The following is a 24,470-nucleotide window of genomic DNA, read 5'->3' on the forward strand; positions in this document are numbered from 1 at the left end:
GACCTTAGCCCCCGGCCGGCCGTGCGGGGCGGGCGATCACCGGACGTACCGTGGGGACATGGGCGGCGGCAGCGGTGACGACGACGGCAGCGGCAGCAGCGACGGAGGGGCGGCCGGACTGGCCGCGCTGGACGCGCGGATCAGCGGGTGCCGGGCCTGTCCCCGGCTGGTGGAGTGGCGGGAGGAGGTCGCGCGCACCAAGCGGGCCGCGTTCGCCGACCAGGAGTACTGGGGGCGGCCGGTGCCGGGCTTCGGACCGCCGGACGCCGCGCTGCTGATCGTGGGACTCGCCCCCGCCGCGCACGGGGCGAACCGGACGGGCCGGATGTTCACCGGCGACCGCTCGGGCGACGTGCTGTACGCGGCCCTGCACGACGTGGGCCTCGCCTCGCGCGGCACGGCGGTCGGCGCGGACGACGGCCTGGAACTGTACGGGGTGCGGATCACCTCGCCCGTGCACTGCGCGCCGCCCGCGAACAAGCCGACGCCCGAGGAGCGGGACACGTGCAGGCCCTGGCTGGTCCGGGAACTGGAGCTGCTGCGGCCGACGCTGCGGGCCGTGGTCGTGCTCGGGGCGTTCGGCTGGCAGGCCGCGCTGCCCGCGCTCGGCGAGGCCGGCTGGGACGTCCCCCGGCCGCGACCGCTCTTCGGGCACGGCACCCACGCACGGCTCGACGGCTTCGACCTCTACGGCTGCTTCCACGTCAGCCAGCGCAACACCTTCACCGGCCGGCTGACCCCGGCCATGCTGCGCGAGGTCCTGCGGACGGCGGCACGGTCCGCGGGGCTGGCCGTCACCCCGTAGCCGCGTTGTCCGGGAGCCGGGAAAACCGGCTGCCGACCGCACCCCGGGCCGGTTAGGGTCGCGCGATGCCCCTCTACCCCGAGATCGAACCGTACGACCACGGCCTGCTCGACGTCGGCGACGGCAACCGCGTGTACTGGGAGGTCTGCGGGAATCCGCGGGGCAGGCCGGCGGTCGTGCTGCACGGCGGTCCGGGGTCCCGGGCCAACGCATGGTTCCCGCGTCTGTTCGACCCCGAGGCGTACCGGATCGTGCTGCTGGACCAGCGCGGCTGCGGGCGCTCGACGCCGCCCGCGAGCGCGTACGAGACCGACATGGGCGTCAACACCACGGAGCACCTGATCGCCGATCTGGAGCTGCTGCGGCGGCACCTGGGGATCGGGCGATGGCTGGTGTGGGGCGTGTCGTGGGGGGCGGCGCTCGGTCTGCGGTACGCGCAGACGCATCCGGAGGCCGTGACGGAGCTGGTGCTGACGGGGGTCACCTCGGCCTCCGACGCCGAAGTCGCCCTGCTGACCCGGGGGCTCGGACAGTACTTCCCGGAGGCGTTCGAACGGTTCCTCGCCGAACTGCCCGAGGACGACCGGGACGGGAACCTCGCGGCCGCCTACAACCGGCTGATCGAGTCGCCCGACGCGGCGGTGCGGGCGCGGGCCGCACGGGCCTGGACCGACTGGGAGACGGCCATCGCGGCGCAGCCGCCCCGCTCCGTCCCCCGCTACGAGGACCCCGTGTTCCGCTACGCGTTCGCCCGCACCGTCACCCACTACTGGGGCAACGGCCACTTCCTCGACGGCAGCGGCGACGGTGTGGTGCTGCGGGACGCGCCGCTGCTCACGGGCATCCCGGGCACCCTCGTCCAGGGCAGCCTGGACCCCGGCAACCTGCTCGGCATCGTCTGGCGCCTCCACCACGCCTGGCCGGGCAGTGAGCTGGTGCTCGTCGACGACGTGGGGCACGACGCGGGCGCCCCGGACCTGGCCGAGGCGCTGGTGGCGGCGACGGACCGGTACGCCAGGGGCTGATCCGTCGGGGTCACGGACCGCCGAGCGCGTTCCCCGCGCGGCCGGTGGTGCCCGTGCCGTCCTCGCCCCGCGCGCCGAGGCCGCTCTCCCCGGAGCCGTCGTCGTCCGTGCCGTCCTCGCCGAACAGATGCCGCACCGTCGACCGGTAGTTGGTCCGCACATGGGTGAGGGCGTGCGCGCGGGCGCGGGCGGGGTCGCCGGAGGCGATGGCGTCGTACAGTTCGCGGTGCTCGGTGAGCAGCTGCGGCCATTCGGTGTTCTGGCTGGTCAGCCAGCGCAGTCGGCCGTCGACCGGCTCCATGACGGAGATGAGCAGGCTGTTGCCGGCCATGGCGAGGACGCGGTCGTGGAATCGGGTGTTGATGTCGGTGATCGTCTCGGCGTCGTCGGCGCGGGTCGCCTCCGCCGCCCGGTCCAGCAGCGCCGCCAGCTCCGCCAGGGACTCCGGGGTGGCGCGGGAGGCGGCGAGCCCGGCGGCGTACACCTCCAGCGCCTCGCGCAGTTCGAACAGCTCGGCCACGTCCGCCCGGGTCAGCCGGCGGACGACCGTGCGGCGCGGGGTCTCGAAGTGGACGAAGCCTTCGGCGACCAGCGCGCGGATCGCCTCACGGACCGGGACGCGCGAGACCCCGAAGCGTTCGGCCAGCTCGCGCTCGACGAGCCGGTCGCCCGGACGCAGGCGTCCGGCGATGATGTCCTGCCGCAGCGTGCCCAGGACACGTTCACGCACCGCGCCCAGGGGTTCGATCTTCGCTCCTTCCGGAGCCAGGGAGCTCATGGGGCAATCTTCGCCGACTCCGGCGGGCTTTTACCGACCGTTAACCACAACGACATCGGTCAGAACTGTTGACGGGGGGACGATGAGCGCAGTTTGGTATACCAAACAGTCGAGGTGCTCCCCTGGTTCCCCCACTCCGGTGCCGCCCCTCCCCGTCACCCGACCCCGTCTCCTGACGCTCCTGGAGGCCCCGTGTCCCTCGCCGACCGTGCCGAAGTCACCGGCACCACAGCGTTCGTCCCCGATCCCCGGCTCACCAACGAAGACCTCGCCCCCGCGAAGAAGCGGAACTGGAAGGTCTTCGACCTCTTCGCCCTGTGGATGTCCGACGTCCACAACCTCGGAAACTACACGTTCGCCGCGGGCCTGCTCGTCCTCGGCATGAACGTCTGGCAGGTGTTCACCTCGCTGCTCGTCGGCTTCGTGATCATCTACATCGGGATGAACTGGATGGGGAAGATCGGGCAGCGCCACGGCGTGCCCTTCCCCGTGGTCAGCCGCATCAGCTTCGGCGTCTGGGGCGCCAACATCCCGGCCATCATCCGGGCCGTGATCGCCATCATGTGGTACGGCATCCAGACCTACCTCGCGTCCGTCGCGGTCAACATCATGCTGATGGCCGCCTGGCCGGGCCTGGAGTCCTGGACGCACCACTCCTTCCTCGGCCTGCACCAGCTCGGCTGGTGCACCTTCGTCGCCCTCTGGCTCATCCAGGCACTGATCATCAGCCAGGGCATGGAGTCCGTCCGCAAGTTCCAGGACTTCTGCGGACCCGCGATCTGGCTCGTCATGATCGCGCTGGCGGTCTGGGTCCTCGCCAAGGCCGGCTGGACCATCTCCCTCACCACCACCCCCCACCCGGTCTCCGTGGGCGAGCAGTGGCGGCAGTGGTTCGGCGCGATCGGACTCGTCCTCGCCACCTACGGCACCCTGATGCTCAACTTCTGCGACTTCTCCCGCTTCGCGCCCGACTACAGGACCGTCAAGCGCGGCAACTTCTGGGGCCTGCCGATCAACTCGACCGCCTTCGTGGTCGTGTCCGTCATCGTCACGGCCGGCTCACTGGAGGTCTTCGGCGAGGCCATCACCGACCCCGCGGAACTCGTCGCCAAGGTCGGCAACACCTGGGTGCTCGTCCTGGGAGCCCTGACCTTCGCCATCGCCACCATGGGCGTCAACATCGTCGCCAACTTCGTCTCACCGGCGTACGACCTCGCCAACGTCTGGCCGCAGAAGATCACCTTCAAGGTCGGCGGCATGATCAGCACGGTCGCGGCGCTGGTCGTGACCCCGTGGAACCTCTTCTCCAACCCCACCGTCGTCCAGTACTTCCTCGGCGGCCTGGGCGCCTTCCTCGGCCCGCTGTTCGGCGTCATCATGCTCGACTACTTCTGGGTCAAGCGCGGCCGGATCGACGTCGACGAGCTCTTCGACGCCACGCCCGGCTCCCGCTACTACTACCGCAAGGGCGTCAACCCCAAGGCCCTGTGGGCGTTCCTGCCGGCCGCCGCGGTCTCGGCGGTCCTCGCCCTGGTGCCGACCTTCGGTGACGTCGCCCCCTACTCCTGGTTCATCGGCACCGCGCTGTCCGCCGGTCTGTACGCGGTGCTCTGCCGGGACGAGCGGGCCGCCGCCCCGGCCCCGTCCGAACCGGCAGCCGTGGAGGGCTGAGCGTGCGCATCGTCGTCACGAACTGCAACACGACGCAGGGGATGACCGAGGAGATCGTGCGAGGTGCCCGGGCCGCCGCAGGCCCGGGCACCACCGTGACCGGACTGACCCCGGCCTGGGGCCCCGAGTCCGCGGAGGGCTGGCTCGACAGCTACCTCTCCGCCGCCGCCGTCCTCGACACCCTGCGCACCTACGACATGCCCTACGACGCGGTCGTCATGGCCGGGTTCGGCGAACACGGGCGCGAGGGCGCACGCGAACTGGTGGACGTCCCCGTCGTCGACATCACCGAGGCCGCCGCCCACCTCGCATGCCTCCTCGGCCGCCGCTACGGCGTCGTCACCACCCTCGAACGCTCCCGCGGGCAGATCGAGGACAGCCTCGACGCCGCCGGAGTGGGCCGCAACTGCGCGGCGGTCGTCGGCACCGGCCTGGGCGTCCTCGACCTCGCCGACGCCGACCGCACCACCCGCGCCTTCCTCGCGGCCGGACAGCGCGCCCGCGACGCCGGGGCCGAGGTGCTGGTCCTCGGCTGCGCCGGTATGACCGGACTGCAGCGGACCGTGGGGGAGAAGCTGGGGATGCCCGTCGTCGACGGGGTCGCGGCGGCCGTGAAGCTCGCCGAGTCGCTGGTGACGCTGGGACTGACCACCAGCCGCGTGGGCGGGTACGCGAAGCCGCTGCCGAAACGCAGGACCTGGGGGGCCGCGGGACCGGCCGAACCGGCCGAACCGGCCGAACCGGGGAGCGGGTGAGCAGAGCGGGGCGGAAGCGCGCTGCTCACCGCACGGAGCCCTCGCCTACGCGGCCGGGGGCTCCGGCACCACCGCCGTCGCCGTGATCTCCACCAGCTGGCCCGTGTAGCCCAGGCAGGCCACGCCGAGGAGGGTCGAGGAGTGGGGGCCGATGCTGAGGCCGGACGCCTCCACGACGTCCCAGACCGCGGAGAGGGCCGCGGGCTCACCGCTGACGACATACACATCGGTGCACACGACGTGCTCGAAGTCGCTGCCCACCGCCCGCAGTTGCTCCCCGAGGTTCGCCAGCACCTGCTCGGCCTGCCGCACCGGGTCCCCCTCCCCGACCAGCTTCCCGTCGGCGTCCAGCGGAACGGCGCCGGCGAGGAACGCGAGCTTCGTCCCGGCCTCGACGACGGACGCGTGCGCGTACACGGGCGGCGTGAAGAGACCGGGGACGGTGGTGCGCTGGATCATGAAGGCTCCTCGTGGTGGACGACCCGTCGATGATGCGGATCTCCCGCCACGGCCGCATCCGAATTCCGGGCCACCCATGGTCCCGTCCCTCCCCGTGATGACCCGTGCCGCCGTTCCGGGACGGCCCGCGTCCGCGCGCCCCGATTGCGTTCATAAAGAACGTGGCATCTGCAGCGATCGTCACATCGCGGCAATACGAGCGTTCCACATCCTCCAGGCTGGGCACCTACCGTAGGGGCACCGAAGACCGGTACGACGTGCGTGCGGCGCGCTCCCCCCGGTGCCGCCGCACCGCACACGCCGCGTCCACGCCCCCCGCCCACGCCCCGGCCACCGTCGCCCGAAGGCACACCCCCGCCCTCACCCGACGACAGGAGCCCCGTGTCCCGCCCCGCCGCCCCCGCCCTGCCACCCTGGCTCGCCCACGCTCTGCGCGCGCAGAGCGGACCGGTGCCCTGGAACGCGATGGTGCGCGGGGCACTGGCAGGCGGGCCGCTGCTGCTGGCCGCCGTGCTGCTGGGCCGGCCCTCAGCCGGGGTCCTCGCCGCGCTCGGCGCCATGCTCGCCGGGATCAACGACCGCCCCGGAAGCCGCCGCGTGGCCGTCCAGCGCCTCGGGGTGCCCGCGCTCGCGGGAGCCGTCGGCCTGCTCGCCGGCACCTACGCCGGGCAGTACACCGGCGCCGTGGTCCTCACCCTGCTGCTCACCGCACTCGGCCTCCTCGCCGGCGGGATGAGCGCGGTCGGACTCGTGGCCTCCGGAGCGGGGACCCAACTGCTGGTCGCGGCCGCCGTCGGCGCGGGCATGCCGTTGCCGGAGCCGGGCTGGCAGCGGGCGCTCGCCTACCTGGCCGGCGCCGGATGGCTGCTCGCCCTGCGCCTCGCCCTCCCCACACCCGCCGTCCTCACCGCCGGTGACTACCGCTTCGACGGCGAACGGGACGCCGTCGCCGCCGTCTACGACGCGATCGCCGCACTGCTGGACGCCGTCGGCACCCCCGGCGCGCCCACCCGGCGGGCCGAGCTGACCGCCGCCCTCGACCATGCCCAGGACGCGCTCGCCGGCCCCCGGCTGCGGCGCCACGCCGGCTCGTCGGCCGAGTGGCGGCTGCACGCCCAGTACGCCGCCGCGCTGCCCCTGGCGGAGGCGGCGACGGCGCTGGCCTGGGCCGGGGACGCCGTGGTCGGCCGCGCCTCCGAAGGACCCCGGCGGCTCGCCGCGGCCGTACGGGGCAACACCACGACCGGACCGCTGCCCGCGCCCGTCCTGCCCCGCGCTCTTCCCCGTCCGCCCGCCGGCGCCCCCGTCGAGCCGGCGCTGCGCGCCCTCGACGACGCGCTCCTGCGCGCCGCCGAGACCTTCGACCGGGGCGGTGACCCCCGCGCCCTGCACACCCGCCGCCGCACGCTCGGCTCCCTGTTCCGGCTCGGTCTCGGGGCCGGCGGCCGCGAGTACGGGCTGCGGGTCGCCCTGTCCTTCGGTGCGGCCGCGGCCGTGGCGCAGGCGCTGCACCACGAGCACTGGTACTGGCTGCCCGCGACCGCCGTCTTCCTGGTCAAGCCCGACCTGGGGCCGCTGGTGTCCCGGGTGCTGTGCCGGGCCGCGGGGACCGTGCTCGGCGCGGTGCTCTTCGCCGGGTTCGCCGCCGTACTGCCCCGGCCCGAAGGGCTCGTCGCGCTCGTCGCGGTCAGCGGGGCGCTGATCCCCGTCGCCACCCGGCATTTCGCCGCCCAGACAGCCGTCGTCACCGTCCTCGTCCTCGCCCTCGTCATGGCCGGCGGTGACTCCCAGGCCTCCTGGAGCCGGATCGGCGAGACGCTGCTGGCCTGCGCCATCGTCCTCGTCGTCGGCCATCTGCCGATGCCGAAGGGGCAGCGCGGCGGGGGCGTGCGCACCCGGCTCACCGAAGCGGGCACCGCGGCGTACGCCTATCTCGCGCACGTCCTGGACGAGTCGCGCGCGCCGGGCGCCCGCTCCGGGGCGTACGCGGCGTCCCCGGCGCGCGGGTCGGCCACCCCCAACGGGGTCACCGTGTCCGTGGGCGCGGCCCTGCCGGACGCGGCCGACGAGCGGGCGGCACGCTGGGCCCTGCGCCGCGAGGCGTACCGCGCGCTCGCCCGCGCCCGAGGGGCGATCGCTCTCTCCGGTGCCGAACTGCCCGCCCTGGCCCGGCACACCGAGGGCACCGACGAGGTCGCCGCCGCCCTCGAACGACTGGTCGACACCACCACCGCCTGCGCCGTGCATCTGGACGACGCGGGCCGCCTCAGCCGCCACCACACCGACCGCCTCAGCGCACTCCTCGACGAACTCACCCGCCACCGCAGGCACATCGGCCCCAGCCTTCCCGAGGCGCCGGACATGGCCGGAGTGCCGGGCGGCCGGGATCCGGAGTCGGCCACCCGCGACGAGTGCGAGGAGTGACTATAAGCGCAAGATTCGGCACGTAGCGTCACCGGAATGTGTGGTTTCCGAGAGGTACCTCACGATCCGCCGTTGACCTCGTGTCAACTACGTCTCAGTACCGTCACTTCCCGAGCCGTTCACCCCGTGGTTGGCGTTTAAATCTACAAGCTGCCCGGCCGTGATCACGGAACCACGGGTGCAGCGGGACATGGAGGTGCAGCGTGAACGGGCGAACGGTGCTGGGGCGCTTTCCCGCCGGTGGGCCGCGCGGCTCGTGGCCGGCCGAGGAGCTGGCGCACGCGGCCCGCCTCGAGGGGCAGCAGGCCGAGGTCGTGATGGACATCGCGACCGACATGTTCCTGGTCATCGTGCGCGGCGCCGACACCGCCGTGACCGCGTCGGCCTGACCTCACCCCGGCTTCGGCGCGGGTACCTTCGTCGCGGAGGCCCCGGCCGGCGCCGACGTGGCGACCCGCGCGGGCGCGGGTACCTTCGCCGCGAACTGCTCCGCCTGGAGCGAGTACAGCTCCGCGTACACCCCACCCGTGGCCAGCAGCTCGTCCGGGGTGCCGGACTCCACGAGGCGGCCCTGGTCGAGGACGTGCACGAGATCGGCATGGCGCACCGACGCCAGCCGGTGCGTGATCAGGACGACCGTCTGACCGGTGCCCGCCAGCGCGCGGATCTTCTCGAAGACCTCCAGCTCGGCGCGGGCGTCGAGAGCGGCCGTCGGCTCGTCCACGATCAGGACGCGCCCGCGCCGGTAGGCCGCCCGCGCGATCCCGAGGCGCTGCCACTGCCCGCCCGACAGCTCGTGCCCGCCGCTGAACCCCCTGCCCAGCAGCGTGTCCAGCCCGCGCGGCAGATCCTCCACGACGTCCTGAGCCCCGGCCTCCGCCACGGACGCGGCGAGCCGCTCCTCCGTCAGCGGAGCCGAGGGGCGGCCGATCGCCAGGTTGACGCGGGCCGTGAACGGCCACCGCTTGAAGTCCTGCGCGACCATCGCGATGCGCTCGGCCAGCCGCCGCCGGTCCACGCGCGCCGCGTCCACACCGTCCCACATGATCCTGCCCCGGTCGGGGGCGTACAGCCCGGCGAGCAGCTTCACCAGGGTCGTCTTGCCCGAACCGTTCTCCCCGACGAGCGCCACGATCTTGCCCAGCGGCACGGTCAGGGTCACGTCGTCCAGCGCGGGCCGCGCGGACTTGCCCGGATAGGTGAAGGTCACCTTCTCCACCCGGATCTCCCGCGGGTCCTCGGGCAGCGGCTCACCGCCCTCCGGGATCGCCCGCTTGGCGGCCTCCACGTACAGCCGCTGCATGTCGCCCACGAAGAGGGCCTCCTCGTGCAGGGAGTTCACCTCCAGCACCAGGGTGTCGAGGCTCGCGGAACCGGTGCGGATGGCGATGACCGCCGTCCCCGCCACCGACAGTGCCATCGCGCCGCCGAGCAGCAGAGCACCGAGCGTCGCGTACGTCGCCACGGTGGCCAGCCCCGTCCACAGCGCCGCGTACAGGCCCGTACGGGCCGCCAGCCGGGCCAGCCGGGCCTGCTCGGCCTCCGCCGTCTCCGACATCGAGCGGAAGTGGCGCAGCAGGAACGGGCCGACGCCGTGCACCCGGATCTCCGGGGCCGCCTCCGGCTCGATCAGCAGGGAACCGATCAGATACCCCGCGCGCGCGTGCTGCACCCAGGCGTGGAAGGACGTGTAGCGGCGCCGGGCGATCGTCAGGGAACTCCAGGCGCTCGGCAGCGTCATCGTCACCAGCAGCGGCAGGAGGGCCGGATGCAGCACGGTCAGCACACCGGCCGCCGCGATCAGCGAGATCAGCGCGTTCACCACGCGCGCCGAGTAGCTGATCATCCTGCGGGCCGACTGGGCACCGTACTTCGCGGTGTCGAGCAGCTTGTGGAAACCGTCGTCCTCGATCGCGGACAGCTCCACGGCCGCCGCCCGCTCCAGATACAGCTCGGTCGCGACGCGCTCCACCTTCGGCTCCAGCCGGCCCGTCGCGTACGTCGACGCGGCCCGCAGCAGGGTGGACACCAGCATCACGGCGGCGATGGTGACGAGCGCGGGGGCCGCCCCCCGCAGCCGCTGCTCGACGGTGCCGTCCGCGATCAGCCGGGCCAGGACCGAGTTCATCGCGAGCAGACTCACCGCCTGGGCGAGGCCGCGGCCCGCCTCGGACGCCAGTACGGTCCGGGCGGCCCACCGGTCCGCCTGCCAGGCCAGCCGGAAGCTCGACGCGAGCAGCGACGGCAGCCGCCGCACCATCGCGCGGAAGTTCAGCTCCAGAAACGCGTTCGCATGCTGCGACCAGCCCATGTCGTACCGCAGCGGCCCCCCGAACAGCAGCAGCTCCGACTCCGATGTCTCCGGCATGTCCCCGTCACGCGCTGTGCCCACCCGCGGCCTCCCCCGAGTCGTCGCCGACAGGCCACTATCCCGGCGTGCCCGGTCCCCGGCCAGGGCGCACGACGAAGCGACCCCACCCGCCCGGAGCACGCGGGGCGCGAAGAGGGGAGGGAGAGGGAGAGGAGACGTGGGGATGCGGGAGGAGCGGGGATGCGGGAGGAGCGGGGATGCGGGAGGAGTGCCGCTCGGCCGGCGGAGCGCGGCCAGGCCGCCGGGGCGCTACGCGGTCATCGTCCGGGACCACGACGGAGTCGTCCCGGTGACGCGGCACAACGCCAGGTACAGCGGTATCGGCGGGGTGTACGCAATGGCACCCTCCGGCCGCAGGATCAGCCCGGGCACGTCCGCGCCGTCGGGAACCAGCGCCCCGGTGGTGTAGCGCACCGGCGCGGGCCACTGCAGCGCGTAGTCGGAGTCGGCGGGCACGATCCACCACCAGTGCGCCCGGTCGGCGTAGACGCAGCCCACGCGGGGCAGCCGGGGCAGGACCAGCGGCCCGAAGCGGGCCGGGACGGCCACCGCGTCACAGCCCATCGGCGCGGTCATGCCCTCGGGCAGGGCAAGGGGGCGGGGGCGGGGCGTCGCAGCGGTTCGCTGGGCGCGGCGCAGTCGGGTCAGGGTGTCGAGGCTCACCACGCGAGCCACTCTGCCCCCACCGGGGGGCAGAGCGGGACCGATCGACGCGCTCACACCCATTCGGCCCCCGACCACCGTCCGACTTCCGGCCGGACCTCGACTTCCGTACGACTGTCCGCACCCGCGCGGCCCCCGGCCACGGCGAGACCGACGATGCCCCTGCGGACCTCGGCGCCCCGGCGGGCCTCGCTCCCCGCAAGGGCCTCCGCACCCTTGCGGACGTCGCCGGCCCCACGGGCCTCCGCGCCTCGCCGGGCGTCGCCCGCCGCACAGGACTCGGTGCTCCTGCGGACCTCGGCACCACGGCGGGGCGCGGTGCCTCCGCGGGCCCCGGCGTCATCGGGGCCGCCGGGACCCGGGAGCCGGAACGCCTCCGGCTCACCGTCGCGGTCCTCCGTCGGCGGCTTCTTCGCGCCCCAGCCCAGATCGGACCGTGCCGCGGTGTCCACGCCCGCGGCCGGACCCGTGACGACGACCGCGCTCGCGCCCAGGCCGGGGGAGACCGCGTCGGGGACCAGCCCGCGCGGCACGTCCGCCCACACCAGCAGGCCCAGACCCACCGGCTGCGCCCCCCAGGAACGGCACATCGACTCTATGAGGAGCAGCCCTCTGCCGTGTTCCTCCTCCGGACGCTGCGGTGAGGGGTGCGGCTCACCGGGCGCGCAGCCCTCGTCCCGTACCGCTATGCGCACCAGTTCGTCGCCGTCGACCAGCTCGCAGATGATCTGGGCGCTCGCGGTGTGCACGATCGCGTTGGTCACCAGCTCCGACACGACCAGCGCGGCCGTGTCGCAGGCGTCCTCACAGACGGCCCAGCCGGTGAGCTGGGTGCGGGTCACACGCCGGGCCTGGGCCACGGCACCCGGGTGCGCGGCCAGCTCGAAGCGGAACCGGCGCTCGGCGATGGTCTCGGGGCGCGCCCCGGCGGCCGGACCGGGACCGACACGGTCTCCGGCGGCGTCTGTTCCTAACGGCGCAGGGGGCGGAATCACGCTTGCCACTATCGCCCCGCCGTGAACACTTGGCAAGTGTCACTCTGAAAATTGCAGAGTGCCGTATGACTCTCTGAACGCTCGTGGCACACTGCACGCAACAGCACGTGTAGCGGCGCCAGTTGGAAATCCCTCGCACAACATTCATAAGCACGCACAGTGTTCATGCGTGCACACGGACCCGCGTGGCGCGCCACCCCCGAACGGCGCCGCCCGGCTGCCGGGACCGCAGGACCGGACACGCCGCCCGCCGGACACCGGCCGGCGCAGAGTTCAGAGACGGAGAGGGGCGAGATGAGCGAGCCGCGGTCCGCGCCGACGGTCGGCCAGGTCGTGCTGGGCCGACGCCTGTTGGACCTGCGCGAGCGCGCGGGCATCCGGCGCGAGGAGGCCGGACGCATCCTGCACGTCACCGCCGCCACGGTCCGCCGCATGGAGACCGCCGAGGTCGCCCTCAAGATCCCCTACCTCCAGCTCCTGCTGAAGGCGTACGGAGTGGCCGACGAGGAGGCCGAGACCTTCGTCCGGCTCGCCGAGGACGCCAACAAACCCGGCTGGTGGCAGCGCTACCACGACATCCTGCCGGGCTGGTTCTCCATGTACGTCAGCCTGGAGGGCGCCGCCGGCCTCATCCGCGGCTACGACCCCCACTTCGTCCCCGGACTGCTGCAGACCGAGGACTACGCGCGTGCCGTCATGACCTCGGGCGCGATCGGCCAGACCAAGCCCGACGACATCGAACGCCACGTCGCCCTGCGCATGCAACGGCAGGAACTGCTCACCCGTGACGACGCACCCCGGCTGTGGTGCGTCATGGACGAGACCGTCCTGCGCCGCTCCGTCGGAGGACCGGCCGTCATGCGCGCGCAGATCGACCGACTGCTGGAGGCCATGGAACTGACGCATGTGACCCTCCAGGTCGCCCCCTTCGACACAGGACCGCACCCCGGCACCTACGGGCCGTTCGTCCTGTTCCGTTTCGCCATGCCCGAACTCCCGGACATGGTCTACAGCGAGTACCTGACCGGCGCCGTCTATCTGGACGACCGCTCCGAGGTGGCGACCCACCTCGAGGTCATGGACCGCATGGCGGCGCAGGCCGCCACGGCACAACGCACGAAGGAGATCCTCCGGGATCTCCGCAAGGAGCTCTGAAGACACCGAATGGAATACATCAAGTCGCAGCCGCAGTCGCAGCCGCGCACGCGCAAGCAGTCGCGCACACGCGTCTACAACGGCATGCCCGCCCGGGAACTCGGCAGCGAGGGCTGGCACAAGCCCTGGAGCGGAGGCAACGGCGGCAACTGCCTGGAGGCCATGAAACTCGCCGACGGCCGCATCGCCGTACGGCAGTCCACCGACCCCGACGGACCGGCGCTGATCTACACACCCGACGAGATGAACGCCTTCATCCAGGGCGCCAAGGCGGGGGTGGCCGACTTCCTCCTCTCCTGAGGCCCGTTGCGCACTCCCTGTTGTTCAGCCGTTTTCACTGAGTTGGCCTTGAGTTGATCACCTGCCGCCGCACCCTCCCCTGGAGTCCGTCATGAACGGGAGTCCCCCCGTCGAGATCGACACGAGCAGACCACACCCCGCACGCATGTACGACTGGTATCTCGGCGGCAAGGACAACTACCCCGTGGACGAGGCCATGGGCAGACAGATGCTGGCCCTCGACCCCCGGGTGCCGGTGATGGCACAGGTCAACCGGGCCTTCATGCACCGCTCCACACGCTGGCTCGCGGAGAACGGCGTACGCCAGTTCCTCGACATCGGCACCGGCATCCCGACCGAACCGAACCTCCACCAGGTCGCCCAGCGCGTCGCCCCGGACGCGACCGTCGTCTACTGCGACAACGACCCCATCGTGCTGGCCCACGCCGCCGCCCTGCTGCGCGGCACCCCCCAGGGGCGCACCGAATACCTGCAGGCCGACGTGCGCGACCCGCACGCCATCATCGAGGGCGCCGCAAAGGTGCTGGACCTCACCCGGCCCGTGGCGCTCTCCCTCATCGCACTGCTCCACTTCGTCCCCGACCAGGACGGCGCACACACCCTCGTCCGACGACTCATGTCCCACCTGCCCTCCGGCAGCTACCTGGTCGTCACCCACGCCACCGCCGACTTCACCCCGGAGGAGTCCAAGGCGGCCACGGAGAAACTCAAGGCCGCCGGCGTCACCCTGGCCCTGCGCTCCCGCGAGGAGTTCACCCGCTTCTTCGACGGCCTCGAACTGATCGACCCCGGCGTCGAGGTCCCCCAGCACTGGCACCCCGAACTCGGCGAACCCGTCCCCGGACAGGACGACGGGATCATCCCTGGCTACGGAGCGGTGGCGCGCAAGCCGTAGGACTCGACGGACCCCGCTGTGACGAGCGCGGCGCGCGCCGGGAGGCACGCGCCGCGCGCGCATGTGATCGCCGGGAGCGTGATCGGCGGGCACGCGATCGCCCGCCGCCGGGGACGTGACCGCCGCGCACGGGTGCGTGGGGGAGTGGGTGCCTGGGGGCGTGGAAGGTGCAGGGGTGCCGGGGGCGCGCAGCACATGGGAGCGCCCCGCACGCCGGAGCCGCCCCGCACACGCACGCCGGAGGCGCCCCGCACACCGCAGCGCCCGCTCACCCCGGCGGCAACACCCCGCACAACGCCTCCACCGCCGCCCCGTACGCATGCTCCGGCGGCGTCGCGTACCCCACCACCAGCCCGTCCGGCGCGTCCCCCACGGCCCCCGGATGCCGGAACTCCGCGAGGCCGTCGAGCGCGACCCCCCGCCAGACCGCCGCCCTCACCACGGACCGCTCGGTCCCGGGCGGCAGCCGCAGCACGGCGTGCAGCCCGGCCGCGATCCCGGTGACCTCGATGTGCGGCGCCTGCGCGGCGAGGGCCGCGACGAGCCGGTCCCGCCGCGCCCGATACCGCTGCCGCATCCGCCGCACATGACGGTCGTACGCCCCGGAGACCAGGAAGTCCGCCAGCGCCAACTGCTCCGGCACACTCGCCCACGCCTCCCGCTCCCCCTTCGCCTCCAGCACGGCACCCACATACCGCTCCGGCAGCACCATCCACCCCAGCCGCAACGCCGGCGACAGGCTCTTGCTCACCGAACCGATGTACACCACCCGCTCCGGATCCAGCCCCTGCAACGCCCCGACGGGCTTGCGGTCGTAACGGAACTCCCCGTCGTAGTCGTCCTCCAGCACCAGCCCGCCACGCGCGCGTGCCCAGTCCACGACAGCCGCCCGCCGGACCGGATGCAGCGGACCCCCGGTCGGGAACTGATGCGCCGGAGTGAGCAGCACGGCCCGCTCCCGGCCCAGCCCGTCCACCCCGGCCCCGTCCTCGTCGAGCGGCAACGGAATTGTCCGGACCGAGGCCGCCGACAGCAGCTCACGATGGAAACCCAGACCGTACGACTCCACGGCCAGCGGCCCCCGCAGCACCCGCCCGTGGAACAGCAGCCGCAACGCGTGCGCGAAACCGGAACAGACCACGATCCGCGACGGCCCGGTCCGCACGCCCCGCGCACGCGCCAGATACTCGGTCAGCGCCTCCCGCAGCTCGACCCGCCCGGCCGGATCACCGGGCCCGAACACCTCGTTGGGCGCCCGCGTCAACGCCCTGCGATACGACGCCGCCCAGGCCGCCCTCGGAAACGCCGACGCGTCCGGCGCACCCTGCCGCAGGTCGTGCCGAGGCCCACGCGACCGGGCCAGAACCTCCCTCGGCGGGCGCGCGCCGACACCCGACGGTTCGGCCCGCTCGGCGACCCGCGTCCCCGAGCCCTGCCGCGCCGTCAGCCAGCCCTCCGCGACCAGCTCCGCGTACGCGTCGGCCACCGTGTTCCGGGCGACCCCCAGATCCGCGGCCAGCGAGCGGTACGGAGGCAACCGGGTCCCCGGAGCGAGCCGCCCACCCCGCACCGCGTCCCGCAACGCCCGGATCAACGCCGCCCGCCGCCCACCCCCACGCGACAGTTCCAGATGCAGATCGGCCCCGATCCGCTCCGCCGAATTGACCCACGAATCCACCATGGAAATGCACCCTACGAGAGGTCTTTCCACGCCGTAGATTCATGGTCATGACGACGAACACGACGGGCCCCGCCACCGCACTTCCCCGCCTCGACTTCGCGAAGTCCGCCCGAACCGCCTTCCGCGCCCTCGTCGGCTTCGACGCGGCGGCCCGCGAGGGCCTCGACCCGGCCCTGGTGGAACTCATCCAGATCCGCGCCTCCCACCTCAACCACTGCGCCTACTGCCTCCACATGCACACCACCGACGCCCGCAAGGCCGGCGAGAGCGAGGACCGGCTGCACATGATCCCGGTCTGGAAAGAGGCCCGGCACTTCTTCACCGCCCGCGAACAGGCCGCTCTCGCCCTCACCGAAGCAGTCACGCTCGTCGCCGACACCGGCGTCCCCGACGACGTCTACGCGGAAGCCGCCGCCCACTTCGACGACACCGAACTGGCCCACGTCATCGCCCTGATCCTCACCATCAACACGTGGAACCGCATCGCCCTCGCCACCGCCAAACGAGCCGGCACCGACACCCGCTGAACAGCCCGGTCCCGGCGTGCACGGCCTCCACCCGGTCGGGCCGTCACGCCGTCACGTCGGTACGCACACGCCGTTACGCCGGTACGCGCACGCCGTTACGCCGTCATGGGCCGGTCGTACGGTCCTATCGGAGCAGGCAGCCGTGCCGTACCCGTCAGTCTCCGGTCCACCGCGGCCGCCACCGCACGCCCCTCGGCGATCGCCCAGACGACCAGCGACTGCCCACGCGCCGCGTCCCCGGCCACGTACACACCGGGCACGGTGGTCGCGAAATCCGGCCCCCGCGTGATCGTCCCGCGCGGATCGAGCGTCAGCCCCAGCTGCTCCACCAGCCCGTCATCACGGTCCGGCCCCGAGAACCCCAGCGCCAGCAGGACCAGATCGGCGGGCAGCGTCCGCTCGGTACCGGGGCGGGCCCGCCGCCCTCCGTCGACCTCCACCAGGTGCAACGCGCTCACCCGCCCCGACGCGTCCCCCGTGAACCGGAGCGTGGACGCCGCGAAGAGCCGCGCGTCCGCGTCCGCCGCCGGCGCCGACCGAAGATCACGCGCCTCCTCGTGCGCCGCCGAGAGCCGGTAGACCTTCGGATACGTCGGCCACGGCTCCACATCCTCGTCACGCTCCGCCTCCGGCAGCGGATAGATGTCCAACTGCGTCACGGACGCGGCCCCCTCCCGCACCGCCGTCCCCAGACAGTCCGCCCCCGTGTCACCACCCCCGACGATCACCACATGCTTCCCGGCGGCCGAGAGCGGCGACACCTCCAGATCCCCCTCGCACACCCGGTCCGCCAGCGGCAGATACTCCATCGCCTGATGAACACCGCCCAACTCCCGCCCCGGAACAGGCAGTTCACGCCAAGCCGTGGCCCCCGTGGCGATCACCACCGCGTCGTACCGGGCCCGCAGCTCGGCCGCCCCGACATCCCTGCCCACCGCGGTCGACGTACGGAACTTCGTGCCCTCCGCCCGCATCTGCTCCAACCGCCGGTCCAGATGCCGCTTCTCCATCTTGAACGCCGGGATCCCGTACCGCAGCAGCCCTCCGATCCGGTCCGCCCGCTCGTACACGGCCACCGTGTGACCGGCCCGCGTCAGCTGCTGCGCCGCCGCCAGCCCGGTGGGCCCGGAGCCGACGACGGCGACCGTCCTCCCCGACAGCCGGTCCGGCGGACGCGGCGTCGTGAAACCGTCCGCCCAGGCCCGGTCCGCGATCGCGACCTCCACGTTCTTGATGGTCACCGCGGGCTGGTTGATCGCCAGCACACAACCCGCCTCGCACGGCGCGGGACACAACCGTCCGGTGAACTCCGGAAAGTTGTTCGTGGCGTGCAGCCGGTCGCTCGCCGCCCGCCAGTCCTCCCGCGACACCAGGTCGTTCCACTCGGGGATCAGATTCCCCAGCGGACAGGCGTCGTGACAGAACGGGATCCCGCAGTCCATGCAACGGTCCGCCTGCCTGCTCACGATCGGCAGGAGCGCCCCCGGGACATACACCTCGTCCCAGTCCCGCACCCGCTCCTCCACAGGACGACGGGGCCACTCCTCGCGCGACGTGGTCAGAAAACCCTTGGGATCGGCCATGGCCGTCTCCCTCACGTATGACGTACGCGTACGGCTGCGGCCGTGCACGGCAGCGGCCGGCGGACTGGACCGGCATGAGGGGCTGGGGGGCGTGAAGCGCGAGGCCGTACGCCGTCGGGCGGCACTCTCTTCCCGCCACGATACGACGCGCCCGCCGCCCCCGCCTCAGGCCAGCGCGAGCAGATACGCCAGGGCGGACCCGGCCGACGCGACCGCCCGAACGGTGTTCCACGTCGTCCATCGGCTCACGTACTCACGCCAGTACGACGCGGCCTCCGCGGTATCCGCGTCCAGCCCGGCGAGCGTCTCGTTGCGCGGCACGTTCGCCACCATCGTGACCCCGAAACAGCCGAACAGGTACAGCGCGCTCCCCAGCAGCAACTCCACCCTGCCCTCGTCCGGCCACAGCACGAACGTCACGACCGCCAGCACGGCACACAGCACCGCCGTACCCACGAACACGAGCATGAACGCCGGAGTCAACGCGCTCACATTGATCGCCTGCATCGCCGCCACACCCTGCGCGGGAGGCAACGACGCCAGCCCCTTCATCACGAACGTCGAGAAACCGCAGAACACCCCCGCCACGATCGCCGTCCCGAGCAGCCCCAGCACCGTCAGCACGAAGTACGGCCCATCGATCATGTCCGCTCCCACCTCGATCCCCCGAATCCCCAAGATCCTGCCCCGCACCCAGTGTCACCACAAGTGAACATCCGTACGGCCACGGCCACGGCCACAGCCACAGTCACGGCTACAGCCACGGCCACAGCCACGGCCACAGGCGGGGCGGGGTGGGAGGGGGCCCCTCCCCCTCCCCCTCCCCCTCCCCTCCCCTCCCACCCCGCCCCCTCACCCCACCCCCCGCCACTCCCGCAGCCTCGCCTCCACCGCCCCCGCGATCCGTCGTCGCGCCTCGTGCCGGGGCACGCCGGTCATCAGCAGCCGGTCGTAGGGCGTGTCCACGTGCCGTACGGACGCGATGACGGCGGAGGTCACCGCGACCTGTGTGAGCGCGCGGCCGGCCGCGCTGCGACCGACACGGCCGCTGCCGCGCAACGACGCGTGGGCGGCGATCTCCTCGGCGCGCCCGGCCGGACACGCGGGGAACAACCGTCGTATCTCCGCGGCGAACGCGTCCGTGAAACGCACGTCCTCCACCGCCCGCCGCCGCGCGTCCCGCAGCCGACGCCGGCGCCGCACCTCGGCGTCCGCCAGGCACCGTTCCTCGGCGCGGGCGAGCGCGGCGTCCTCGACCAGGACACCCTGGCGCTCGTACCGGCTCCGGCGCCGGTTGAACCGTACGACCACCGCCGACAGCGCACTCTCCTCCCGGGCCCGCCGCGTGAGCGCGGTGTCACCGCGAGGCACGAACACCAGGTGCCCCAGGTCCGCGCAGTCCAGGCAGCGCGGCGCCCCCTCCTCCAGCACCAGCAGCGCCACCGGTCCGCTCCGGCACTCGGCGCAGTGCTTCCTCCTGAGTGCCTGAACGACGACGATCCCGGTACGGTGCGGGGGAGTAGCGAGCGCTGCCATACGCGGTTCATTCCCGCTGGTGGCCGCACGGTCACGCCGTTGTCGAGGCGGCGTCGCGCCCGGCGCACAGCCCGGGGTCCCGGCCGGCCCGAGTGCGGTCTGCCGGGCGCGGCATCATGGGCCGTGTGCGTTTCGAAGCGATCACCTGGGAACGGCTCGGCGACCTCCTCGCCGACCGCATCGTCGACCTGGAGCCGGACGACGGATCGCCCTGGCCACGCATCGCCTTCGACGGAGCCCCGGCCTCCCGCCCGGAAGATCTCGCCGACCGGGTGTCTCAGGCACTGCGCATACGCGGCAGGTCCTCGCTCGTCGTGGGCACCGAGGGGTTCCTCCGGCCCGCCTCGCTCCGGTTCGAGTACGGCCACGAGGACGTGGAGGCCTACTACGACGGCTGGTTCGACACCGCCGCCCTGTGGCGTGAGGTGTTCGGCCCCCTCGACCCCGGTGGCACGGGCCGGGTCCTGCCCGATCTCTGGGATCCCACCACCGACCGGGCGACCCGGAGCCCCTACGTGCAACTCCCGCCCGGCGCGATCCTGTTGACGCACGGACCTCTCCTCCTCAAGCACTGGTTCCCCTTCGACCTGACCGTCCACGTCCTCCTCTCCTCCGGCGCCCTGCGCCGCCGCACCCCCGAGCACGAACACTGGACGCTCCCCGCGTTCGAGCGCTACGAGGCCAAGACGGACCCCGCTGCCACCGCGGATGTGCTGGTGCGCGCGGACGACCCCCGCCACCCGGCCTGGAAGGGGTGAGGCACCCGTCCCACGTGGCAGGAGTGAGCCTCTGCGAGTGCGCTTCGCTCCGGTCGCGGCAAGAATGAAGGGCGCCGGGACCAGCGGTGCCTCCTGCGCCGCGCCGGCCGTCCGGCACCGGGAGGTACCACATGACCACCGCCGGAGACATCATGCACCGCGGAGCCCAGTGGATCCCCGCCCACGAGACCCTGGACCGCGCCGCGCAGCTGATGCGTCAGCTGAACGTCGGGGCACTCCCCATCAGTGACCAGAACGAACGGCTCTGCGGCATCCTCACCGACCGCGACATCGTCGTCGGCTGTGTCGCCCTGGGCCACGACCCGTCGACGATCACGGCGGGCGAGATGGCCAAGGGAACCCCGCGCTGGATCGCCGCCGACGCCGACGTCGCCGAGGTGCTGGAGGAGATGAAGGGGCACCAGATCCGCCGGCTTCCGGTGATCGAGAACAAGCGGCTCGTCGGCATGATCAGCGAGGCCGACCTCGCCCGTCATCTGTCGGACGACCAGATCGCCGCGTGGGTCGAGAGCGTGTACGCCAAGACCACGGCGCCCTGATCCAACCGAAGCCACCGTCCGAACCCACCGAGGTTCCGAACCCACCGTCCGAACCCACCGTCCGAACCCACCGAGGTTCCGATCCGACCGTCCGAACCCACCGAGGTTCCGATCCGGCCGCCCGACGACCTACGTGCCGCCGCGCCGTCCCCGTTGCGCCGGAGGGTCACAGCCACCCGTTGCGCTTGAACCCCCGGTAGAGGGTGGCGCAGGCCATGGCTATGACTCCCAGGACGAGCGGGTAGCCGAACTTCCAGTGCAGTTCGGGCATGTACCTGAAGTTCATGCCGTAGACCCCGCACACCATCGTCGGCACGGCGATCAGCGCCGCCCAGGCCGTGATCCTTCGCATGTCCTCGTTCTGCGCGACGCTGACCTGCGCCAGGTGTGCCTGCAGGATCGAGTTGAGCAGTTCGTCGAACGCGGCGATCTGCTCCGTGGCCCGCAGCAGGTGGTCGGAGACGTCCCGGAAGTAGGCCTGTATCTCCGGCTCCACCACCCGGATCGGCCGTGAGGTCAGTTCCAGCAGGGGACGGGCGAGCGGGGCCACCGCCCGCTTCAGTTCGAGCAGTTCGCGCTTGAGCTGGTAGATCCGCCCCGGGTCGACGCGCGCGCCGTTCGCGGCGAACACATCGGACTCGACCTGGTCGATGTCCGTCTGGACCGAGTCCGTGACGTTCAGATAGTCGTCGACCACGTGGTCCGCGATCGCGTGCAGCACCGCGGCCGGTCCCTTCGACAACTGCTCGGTGTTCGCTTCCAGTTCCTCCCGCAGCGGACCGAGTGAGCCGTGCCGCCCGTGCCGGACCGTGATCACGAAGTCGGCGCCGACGAACACCATGATCTCGCCCGTGTGCACCACCTCGCTGGTCGCGGTCAGTTCCGTGTGCTCGACATAGCAGACCGTCTTGAACACCGCGAACAGAGTGTCGCCGTAACGCTCCAGTTTGGGACGCTGATGTGCCTCGACCGCGTCCTCGACCGCCAGTGGGTGCAGGTCGAAGAGTTCGGCGATGCCGGCGAACTCCCGCTGCGTCGGTTCGTGCAGTCCGAGCCAGACGAAGCCGTGGTCGTGCTTGCGGACCTGTTTGACGGCCTCGACCACATCGCGGCCGCCGGGGGACCGGACACCCTTGTGGTAGGTCACGCAGTTCACCACCGAGGTGCCCAGCGGGGAGCGGGCGGGATGGCTGAGGTCGACGCGGGGACGCCGTCGGGCCAGCCGTGCCATCCTGCGGAGGCCACCGACCTTGTCGAGGCCGGTGACCTTCCGCAGATTCCCTGCCATGGACATCTGGATCTCCTCGCGTGAATCCCCTCGCACCGCACTTCGTGCCCTGTCGCGCCAGTTTGCCAGGGCCGGACGAGTGCCGGGTAAGGCTGTGGGAACGGAACGCTCCACTTCGTTTGTAGACGGGCCTGCCGGTCCGACCGTTCCGGTCTGCCGGTCTCGTCCGGCAGTTCTCGTCCCGCGGTCCTCGTCCGGCCGCCCTTGTTCGGCGGTCCTCGTCCGGCCCGCCGGATCCGGTCGCCGTCGGCCTCCCTCGCGTGCCGCTGGAGCGTCGCCATCGGTGATAAGTCGGTCAAATGGGATGATCTCCCCATGATGCGAACCGACGGGTATCTCCTCGACCAACGGCAGGCCGAGACGGGCCAGGGCCCCGACGCCTTCGCCACGCTCTTCGATCCCACGACGTTCCGGCACATGGAGGGCTTCGGCCTGGGTTCGGGCTGGCGCTGCTGGGAGGTCGGCGCGGGCGGCACCACCGTGGTCTCCTGGCTGGCCAAGAAGGTCGGACCGACCGGCAAGGTCATCGCGACCGACACCGACATCTCCTGGGCCGTTCCCTCGGTCACCCGCCCACCGGTGGAGGCCCTCGTCCACCACCTGGGCGTCGACCAGCCTCCGGCCGACGGTTTCGACCTCGTCCACGCCCGCCTCGCCCTGGCTCATGCGACGGACCGCGAGAGCGCGCTGCTGTCGATGATCAGGGCCCTGCGACCCGGCGGACGGCTCCTGATCGAGGACGCCGACCCGGCTCTCCAGCCCCTGGCCTGCCTGGAGGAGTCCGGCCCCGAGCAGCAGCTGGCCAACCGGCTCCACGAGGCCGTCCGCACGCTGCTCGTCGAACGCGGTATCGACCCGGCGCACGGCCGCCGGCTCCCGCGCCTGCTACGGGCGGCGGGGCTGCGCGGCGTGGGGGCCGACGCGTACTTCCCGGTGGCCTCACCCGCCTGTGCCGCGCTGGAGTCGACGACCGTCGGCCGGCTGCGGGGGGCGCTCGTCACGGCGAACCTCGCCACGGAGGAGGAGATCGACCGGCATCTGGCCGACGTCGCCTCCGGCGCCCTGGACATCGCCGCCCCGCCGCTGATCTCGGCCTGGGGCCGGAAGGCATAGCGAAACGGCCGGGTCCCGTACCCGGCGCCCCGGAGGCGCCCCGCGCCCCGCGACCCGTGAGCCACGGACCACAGCCCTACCGTCCACCCGCCCGCGCGCCACCGGACCGCAACCCGCACCGCCCACCTACCGACCCGTCACCCGTCCGTACCCGGCCGCACCCATCCGCCCCACGCACCCCACCCGCCCCGCACGGGAACCGCACGGGCACCGCAAACACCTCAACCCGCCACCGGCGGTCTCCCTCCCACCTTCTCCACCGCCCGCGCCCCCGCCCCGCACCCCTCCGCCGCCGCCTCCTCGGCCTCGGCGCCCGCGAGCAGCGTGGCCAGGAAGGCCCCGGTGAAGGCGTCGCCGGCGCCGGTGGTGTCGAGGGGCATCGCGGGAGTCGCCGGAATCCGTGACACGGCACCGTCCCCGTTCCGGGCGACCAGCGCGCCTTCCGCGCCCTGCTTGACCACGACCAGGGGCACGAGACGGCTCAACTTGGCCGCCGCGTCGGCCGGATCGGGCAGTCCGGTCAGCAGGCTCGCCTCGTCGCGGCTGGGCAGCAACAGGTCGACCCCCTCGACGAGCGAGAGGAAACGGGCCACGCCCAGCCGCCGGAGGAACCCCGCCGACGCGGGATCGACACTGACCGGGACGCCACGCGCGCGGGCGGACCGCAGAGCGACGGACACCAGGGCGCGACTCGGCTCCGAGAAGAAGAGATAGCCCGACAGATGCAGCCGCGCGACCCCGTCGAGCAGCGACGGCGACCAGTCGTCGAGGTCGAACCGCAGCGCCGCGCCACTGTCGGTGAGGAACGTGCGTTCGGCCGCGTCGCCCGTGTCCACCAGGCAGATCACCGTACCCGTGGCCGCGTCCGGGTCGACGACGAGATGCGGCCGGACCCCGGAGGCCCGCAGCTCCCGCTCGTGCCACTCGGCCCCGTCCGTGCCCACGCGCCCCAGCAGCCGTACGTCGGCGCAGCCCCAGTGGGCCGCCCAGCAGGCCACGTTGGCACCCGCCCCGCCCGGCAGTGTCCGGATCGCGGAGGCCGTGTCGGTGCCCGCGGCGAGCGGTCCGCGGTGCCGGGCGACGACGTCCGTGACGACGTCGCCCACGACGAGCAGCGCCCCGCTCATG

24 protein-coding genes are annotated in these 24,470 nt (G+C 72.7%); 13 read left to right on the plus strand and 11 right to left on the minus strand.

From position 1 onward, the window contains the following. The first annotated feature begins 58 nt into the window (after window positions 1-58). Together SCAB_RS33045 and pip are read left to right on the plus strand one after the other, a co-directional pair. Entirely contained in the window at window positions 59-805 is a 747-nt protein-coding gene (locus SCAB_RS33045; RefSeq protein ID WP_013004460.1) for a uracil-DNA glycosylase, read from the plus strand. Between the two features lie 65 nt (window positions 806-870). Further along, a complete protein-coding gene (gene pip, locus SCAB_RS33050; RefSeq protein WP_013004461.1) occupies window positions 871-1,830 on the plus strand; it encodes a prolyl aminopeptidase in 960 nt (319 codons plus the stop codon). A 10-nt stretch (window positions 1,831-1,840) separates the two neighbouring features. On the opposite strand, the gene SCAB_RS33055 is transcribed toward pip, so the two are convergent. After that, window positions 1,841-2,608, minus strand: coding sequence for a GntR family transcriptional regulator (locus tag SCAB_RS33055; RefSeq protein ID WP_013004462.1), 768 nt, complete (start codon window positions 2,606-2,608; stop codon window positions 1,841-1,843). 192 nt (window positions 2,609-2,800) lie between these two features. Between SCAB_RS33055 and SCAB_RS33060 the strand changes: the two genes are divergently transcribed. Next, on the plus strand, window positions 2,801-4,279 hold the full coding sequence (locus SCAB_RS33060) for an NCS1 family nucleobase:cation symporter-1 (protein ID WP_013004463.1): 1,479 nt from the start codon (window positions 2,801-2,803) through the stop codon (window positions 4,277-4,279). Window positions 4,280-4,281: 2 nt separating this feature from the next. Then, window positions 4,282-5,034 carry an aspartate/glutamate racemase family protein gene (locus SCAB_RS33065; protein WP_013004464.1) on the plus strand — a complete coding sequence of 251 codons (753 nt, stop codon included), beginning with the start codon at window positions 4,282-4,284 and terminating at the stop codon, window positions 5,032-5,034. A 45-nt stretch (window positions 5,035-5,079) separates the two neighbouring features. Here SCAB_RS33065 and SCAB_RS33070 read toward each other — a convergent pair whose 3' ends face one another. Next, a complete protein-coding gene (locus tag SCAB_RS33070) occupies window positions 5,080-5,493 on the minus strand; it encodes a RidA family protein (protein ID WP_013004465.1) in 414 nt (137 codons plus the stop codon). 381 nt (window positions 5,494-5,874) lie between these two features. Between SCAB_RS33070 and SCAB_RS33075 the strand changes: the two genes are divergently transcribed. Both SCAB_RS33075 and SCAB_RS33080 read left to right on the plus strand, forming a co-directional pair. Next, window positions 5,875-7,917 (plus strand): FUSC family protein, encoded by a 2,043-nt coding sequence (locus tag SCAB_RS33075; protein ID WP_013004466.1) that lies wholly within the window; start codon window positions 5,875-5,877, stop codon window positions 7,915-7,917. Window positions 7,918-8,120: 203 nt separating this feature from the next. Continuing rightward, window positions 8,121-8,306, plus strand: coding sequence for a hypothetical protein (locus SCAB_RS33080; RefSeq protein WP_037693204.1), 186 nt, complete (start codon window positions 8,121-8,123; stop codon window positions 8,304-8,306). 2 nt (window positions 8,307-8,308) lie between these two features. Here SCAB_RS33080 and SCAB_RS33085 read toward each other — a convergent pair whose 3' ends face one another. The 3 genes from SCAB_RS33085 to SCAB_RS49305 form a co-directional block, all read right to left on the minus strand. Further along, on the minus strand, window positions 8,309-10,285 hold the full coding sequence (locus SCAB_RS33085) for an ABC transporter ATP-binding protein (RefSeq protein WP_173403023.1): 1,977 nt from the start codon (window positions 10,283-10,285) through the stop codon (window positions 8,309-8,311). Between the two features lie 252 nt (window positions 10,286-10,537). Further along, window positions 10,538-10,954 (minus strand): hypothetical protein, encoded by a 417-nt coding sequence (locus SCAB_RS33090; RefSeq protein ID WP_013004469.1) that lies wholly within the window; start codon window positions 10,952-10,954, stop codon window positions 10,538-10,540. A gap of 50 nt (window positions 10,955-11,004) precedes the next feature. Beyond that, on the minus strand, window positions 11,005-11,946 hold the full coding sequence (locus SCAB_RS49305; RefSeq protein WP_013004470.1) for an ATP-binding protein: 942 nt from the start codon (window positions 11,944-11,946) through the stop codon (window positions 11,005-11,007). A 294-nt stretch (window positions 11,947-12,240) separates the two neighbouring features. Between SCAB_RS49305 and SCAB_RS33100 the strand changes: the two genes are divergently transcribed. The 3 genes from SCAB_RS33100 (at window position 12,241) to SCAB_RS33110 (ending at window position 14,296) form a co-directional block, all read left to right on the plus strand. Next, on the plus strand, window positions 12,241-13,101 hold the full coding sequence (locus SCAB_RS33100; protein WP_037728075.1) for a helix-turn-helix domain-containing protein: 861 nt from the start codon (window positions 12,241-12,243) through the stop codon (window positions 13,099-13,101). Window positions 13,102-13,110: 9 nt separating this feature from the next. Beyond that, window positions 13,111-13,401 carry a DUF397 domain-containing protein gene (locus tag SCAB_RS33105; RefSeq protein WP_013004472.1) on the plus strand — a complete coding sequence of 97 codons (291 nt, stop codon included), beginning with the start codon at window positions 13,111-13,113 and terminating at the stop codon, window positions 13,399-13,401. Between the two features lie 91 nt (window positions 13,402-13,492). After that, on the plus strand, window positions 13,493-14,296 hold the full coding sequence (locus SCAB_RS33110; protein WP_037728077.1) for an SAM-dependent methyltransferase: 804 nt from the start codon (window positions 13,493-13,495) through the stop codon (window positions 14,294-14,296). 268 nt (window positions 14,297-14,564) lie between these two features. Here the strand turns inward: SCAB_RS33110 and pdxR are convergent, their stop codons facing one another. After that, the gene (pdxR, locus tag SCAB_RS33115; RefSeq protein WP_013004474.1) at window positions 14,565-15,977 is read right to left on the minus strand and encodes a MocR-like pyridoxine biosynthesis transcription factor PdxR; all 1,413 of its coding nucleotides are present in this window, start codon (window positions 15,975-15,977) and stop codon (window positions 14,565-14,567) included. A gap of 47 nt (window positions 15,978-16,024) precedes the next feature. Between pdxR and SCAB_RS33120 the strand changes: the two genes are divergently transcribed. Beyond that, window positions 16,025-16,504 carry a carboxymuconolactone decarboxylase family protein gene (locus SCAB_RS33120; protein WP_013004475.1) on the plus strand — a complete coding sequence of 160 codons (480 nt, stop codon included), beginning with the start codon at window positions 16,025-16,027 and terminating at the stop codon, window positions 16,502-16,504. Window positions 16,505-16,599: 95 nt separating this feature from the next. Here the strand turns inward: SCAB_RS33120 and SCAB_RS33125 are convergent, their stop codons facing one another. The 3 genes from SCAB_RS33125 to SCAB_RS33135 all read right to left on the minus strand — a co-directional run bounded on the left by SCAB_RS33125 (window position 16,600) and on the right by SCAB_RS33135 (window position 19,623). Further along, window positions 16,600-18,087, minus strand: coding sequence for a glutamate synthase subunit beta (locus SCAB_RS33125; RefSeq protein ID WP_041669949.1), 1,488 nt, complete (start codon window positions 18,085-18,087; stop codon window positions 16,600-16,602). 165 nt (window positions 18,088-18,252) lie between these two features. Then, complete coding sequence (locus SCAB_RS33130) at window positions 18,253-18,732, minus strand: anthrone oxygenase family protein (protein WP_013004477.1); 480 nt, start codon at window positions 18,730-18,732, stop codon at window positions 18,253-18,255. Between the two features lie 207 nt (window positions 18,733-18,939). Then, window positions 18,940-19,623 (minus strand): DUF2293 domain-containing protein, encoded by a 684-nt coding sequence (locus tag SCAB_RS33135; RefSeq protein WP_013004478.1) that lies wholly within the window; start codon window positions 19,621-19,623, stop codon window positions 18,940-18,942. A gap of 116 nt (window positions 19,624-19,739) precedes the next feature. On the opposite strand from SCAB_RS33135, the gene SCAB_RS33140 reads away from it, so the two are divergent. Together SCAB_RS33140 and SCAB_RS33145 are read left to right on the plus strand one after the other, a co-directional pair. After that, entirely contained in the window at window positions 19,740-20,381 is a 642-nt protein-coding gene (locus SCAB_RS33140) for a nucleoside/nucleotide kinase family protein (RefSeq protein ID WP_078580228.1), read from the plus strand. A 131-nt stretch (window positions 20,382-20,512) separates the two neighbouring features. Continuing rightward, window positions 20,513-20,941, plus strand: a complete 429-nt coding sequence (locus tag SCAB_RS33145; RefSeq protein WP_037728084.1) for a CBS domain-containing protein — start codon at window positions 20,513-20,515, stop codon at window positions 20,939-20,941. 166 nt (window positions 20,942-21,107) lie between these two features. On the opposite strand, the gene SCAB_RS33150 is transcribed toward SCAB_RS33145, so the two are convergent. Further along, window positions 21,108-22,235 (minus strand): magnesium and cobalt transport protein CorA, encoded by a 1,128-nt coding sequence (locus SCAB_RS33150; protein ID WP_037728085.1) that lies wholly within the window; start codon window positions 22,233-22,235, stop codon window positions 21,108-21,110. Between the two features lie 309 nt (window positions 22,236-22,544). Between SCAB_RS33150 and SCAB_RS33155 the strand changes: the two genes are divergently transcribed. Next, window positions 22,545-23,342, plus strand: coding sequence for a class I SAM-dependent methyltransferase (locus SCAB_RS33155; RefSeq protein WP_013004482.1), 798 nt, complete (start codon window positions 22,545-22,547; stop codon window positions 23,340-23,342). 221 nt (window positions 23,343-23,563) lie between these two features. Here the strand turns inward: SCAB_RS33155 and SCAB_RS33160 are convergent, their stop codons facing one another. Continuing rightward, entirely contained in the window at window positions 23,564-24,469 is a 906-nt protein-coding gene (locus tag SCAB_RS33160; protein WP_013004483.1) for a carbohydrate kinase family protein, read from the minus strand. Window position 24,470 lies beyond the last annotated feature (1 nt).

Origin of the sequence: Streptomyces scabiei 87.22 (assembly GCF_000091305.1) — a bacterium.
Classification (GTDB): domain Bacteria; phylum Actinomycetota; class Actinomycetes; order Streptomycetales; family Streptomycetaceae; genus Streptomyces; species Streptomyces scabiei.

Bases quoted from the DNA above. Each gene is read 5' to 3' on its own strand.
- SCAB_RS33110 (WP_037728077.1), top strand. From the start codon at position 13,493: ATGAACGGGAGTCCCCCCGTCGAGATCGACACGAGCAGACCACACCCC.
- SCAB_RS33140 (WP_078580228.1), top strand. From the start codon at position 19,740: ATGGGCCGTGTGCGTTTCGAAGCGATCACCTGGGAACGGCTCGGCGAC.
- SCAB_RS33055 (WP_013004462.1), bottom strand. From the start codon at position 2,608: ATGAGCTCCCTGGCTCCGGAAGGAGCGAAGATCGAACCCCTGGGCGCG.
- SCAB_RS33155 (WP_013004482.1), top strand. From the start codon at position 22,545: ATGATGCGAACCGACGGGTATCTCCTCGACCAACGGCAGGCCGAGACG.
- SCAB_RS33125 (WP_041669949.1), bottom strand. From the start codon at position 18,087: ATGGCCGATCCCAAGGGTTTTCTGACCACGTCGCGCGAGGAGTGGCCC.
- pdxR (WP_013004474.1), bottom strand. From the start codon at position 15,977: ATGGTGGATTCGTGGGTCAATTCGGCGGAGCGGATCGGGGCCGATCTG.
- SCAB_RS33100 (WP_037728075.1), top strand. From the start codon at position 12,241: ATGAGCGAGCCGCGGTCCGCGCCGACGGTCGGCCAGGTCGTGCTGGGC.
- SCAB_RS33150 (WP_037728085.1), bottom strand. From the start codon at position 22,235: ATGTCCATGGCAGGGAATCTGCGGAAGGTCACCGGCCTCGACAAGGTC.
- SCAB_RS33045 (WP_013004460.1), top strand. From the start codon at position 59: ATGGGCGGCGGCAGCGGTGACGACGACGGCAGCGGCAGCAGCGACGGA.
- SCAB_RS33135 (WP_013004478.1), bottom strand. From the start codon at position 19,623: ATGGCAGCGCTCGCTACTCCCCCGCACCGTACCGGGATCGTCGTCGTT.
- SCAB_RS33070 (WP_013004465.1), bottom strand. From the start codon at position 5,493: ATGATCCAGCGCACCACCGTCCCCGGTCTCTTCACGCCGCCCGTGTAC.
- SCAB_RS33105 (WP_013004472.1), top strand. From the start codon at position 13,111: ATGGAATACATCAAGTCGCAGCCGCAGTCGCAGCCGCGCACGCGCAAG.
- SCAB_RS33130 (WP_013004477.1), bottom strand. From the start codon at position 18,732: ATGATCGATGGGCCGTACTTCGTGCTGACGGTGCTGGGGCTGCTCGGG.
- SCAB_RS33085 (WP_173403023.1), bottom strand. From the start codon at position 10,285: ATGCCGGAGACATCGGAGTCGGAGCTGCTGCTGTTCGGGGGGCCGCTG.
- SCAB_RS33145 (WP_037728084.1), top strand. From the start codon at position 20,513: ATGACCACCGCCGGAGACATCATGCACCGCGGAGCCCAGTGGATCCCC.
- SCAB_RS33120 (WP_013004475.1), top strand. From the start codon at position 16,025: ATGACGACGAACACGACGGGCCCCGCCACCGCACTTCCCCGCCTCGAC.
- pip (WP_013004461.1), top strand. From the start codon at position 871: ATGCCCCTCTACCCCGAGATCGAACCGTACGACCACGGCCTGCTCGAC.
- SCAB_RS33160 (WP_013004483.1), bottom strand. From the start codon at position 24,469: ATGAGCGGGGCGCTGCTCGTCGTGGGCGACGTCGTCACGGACGTCGTC.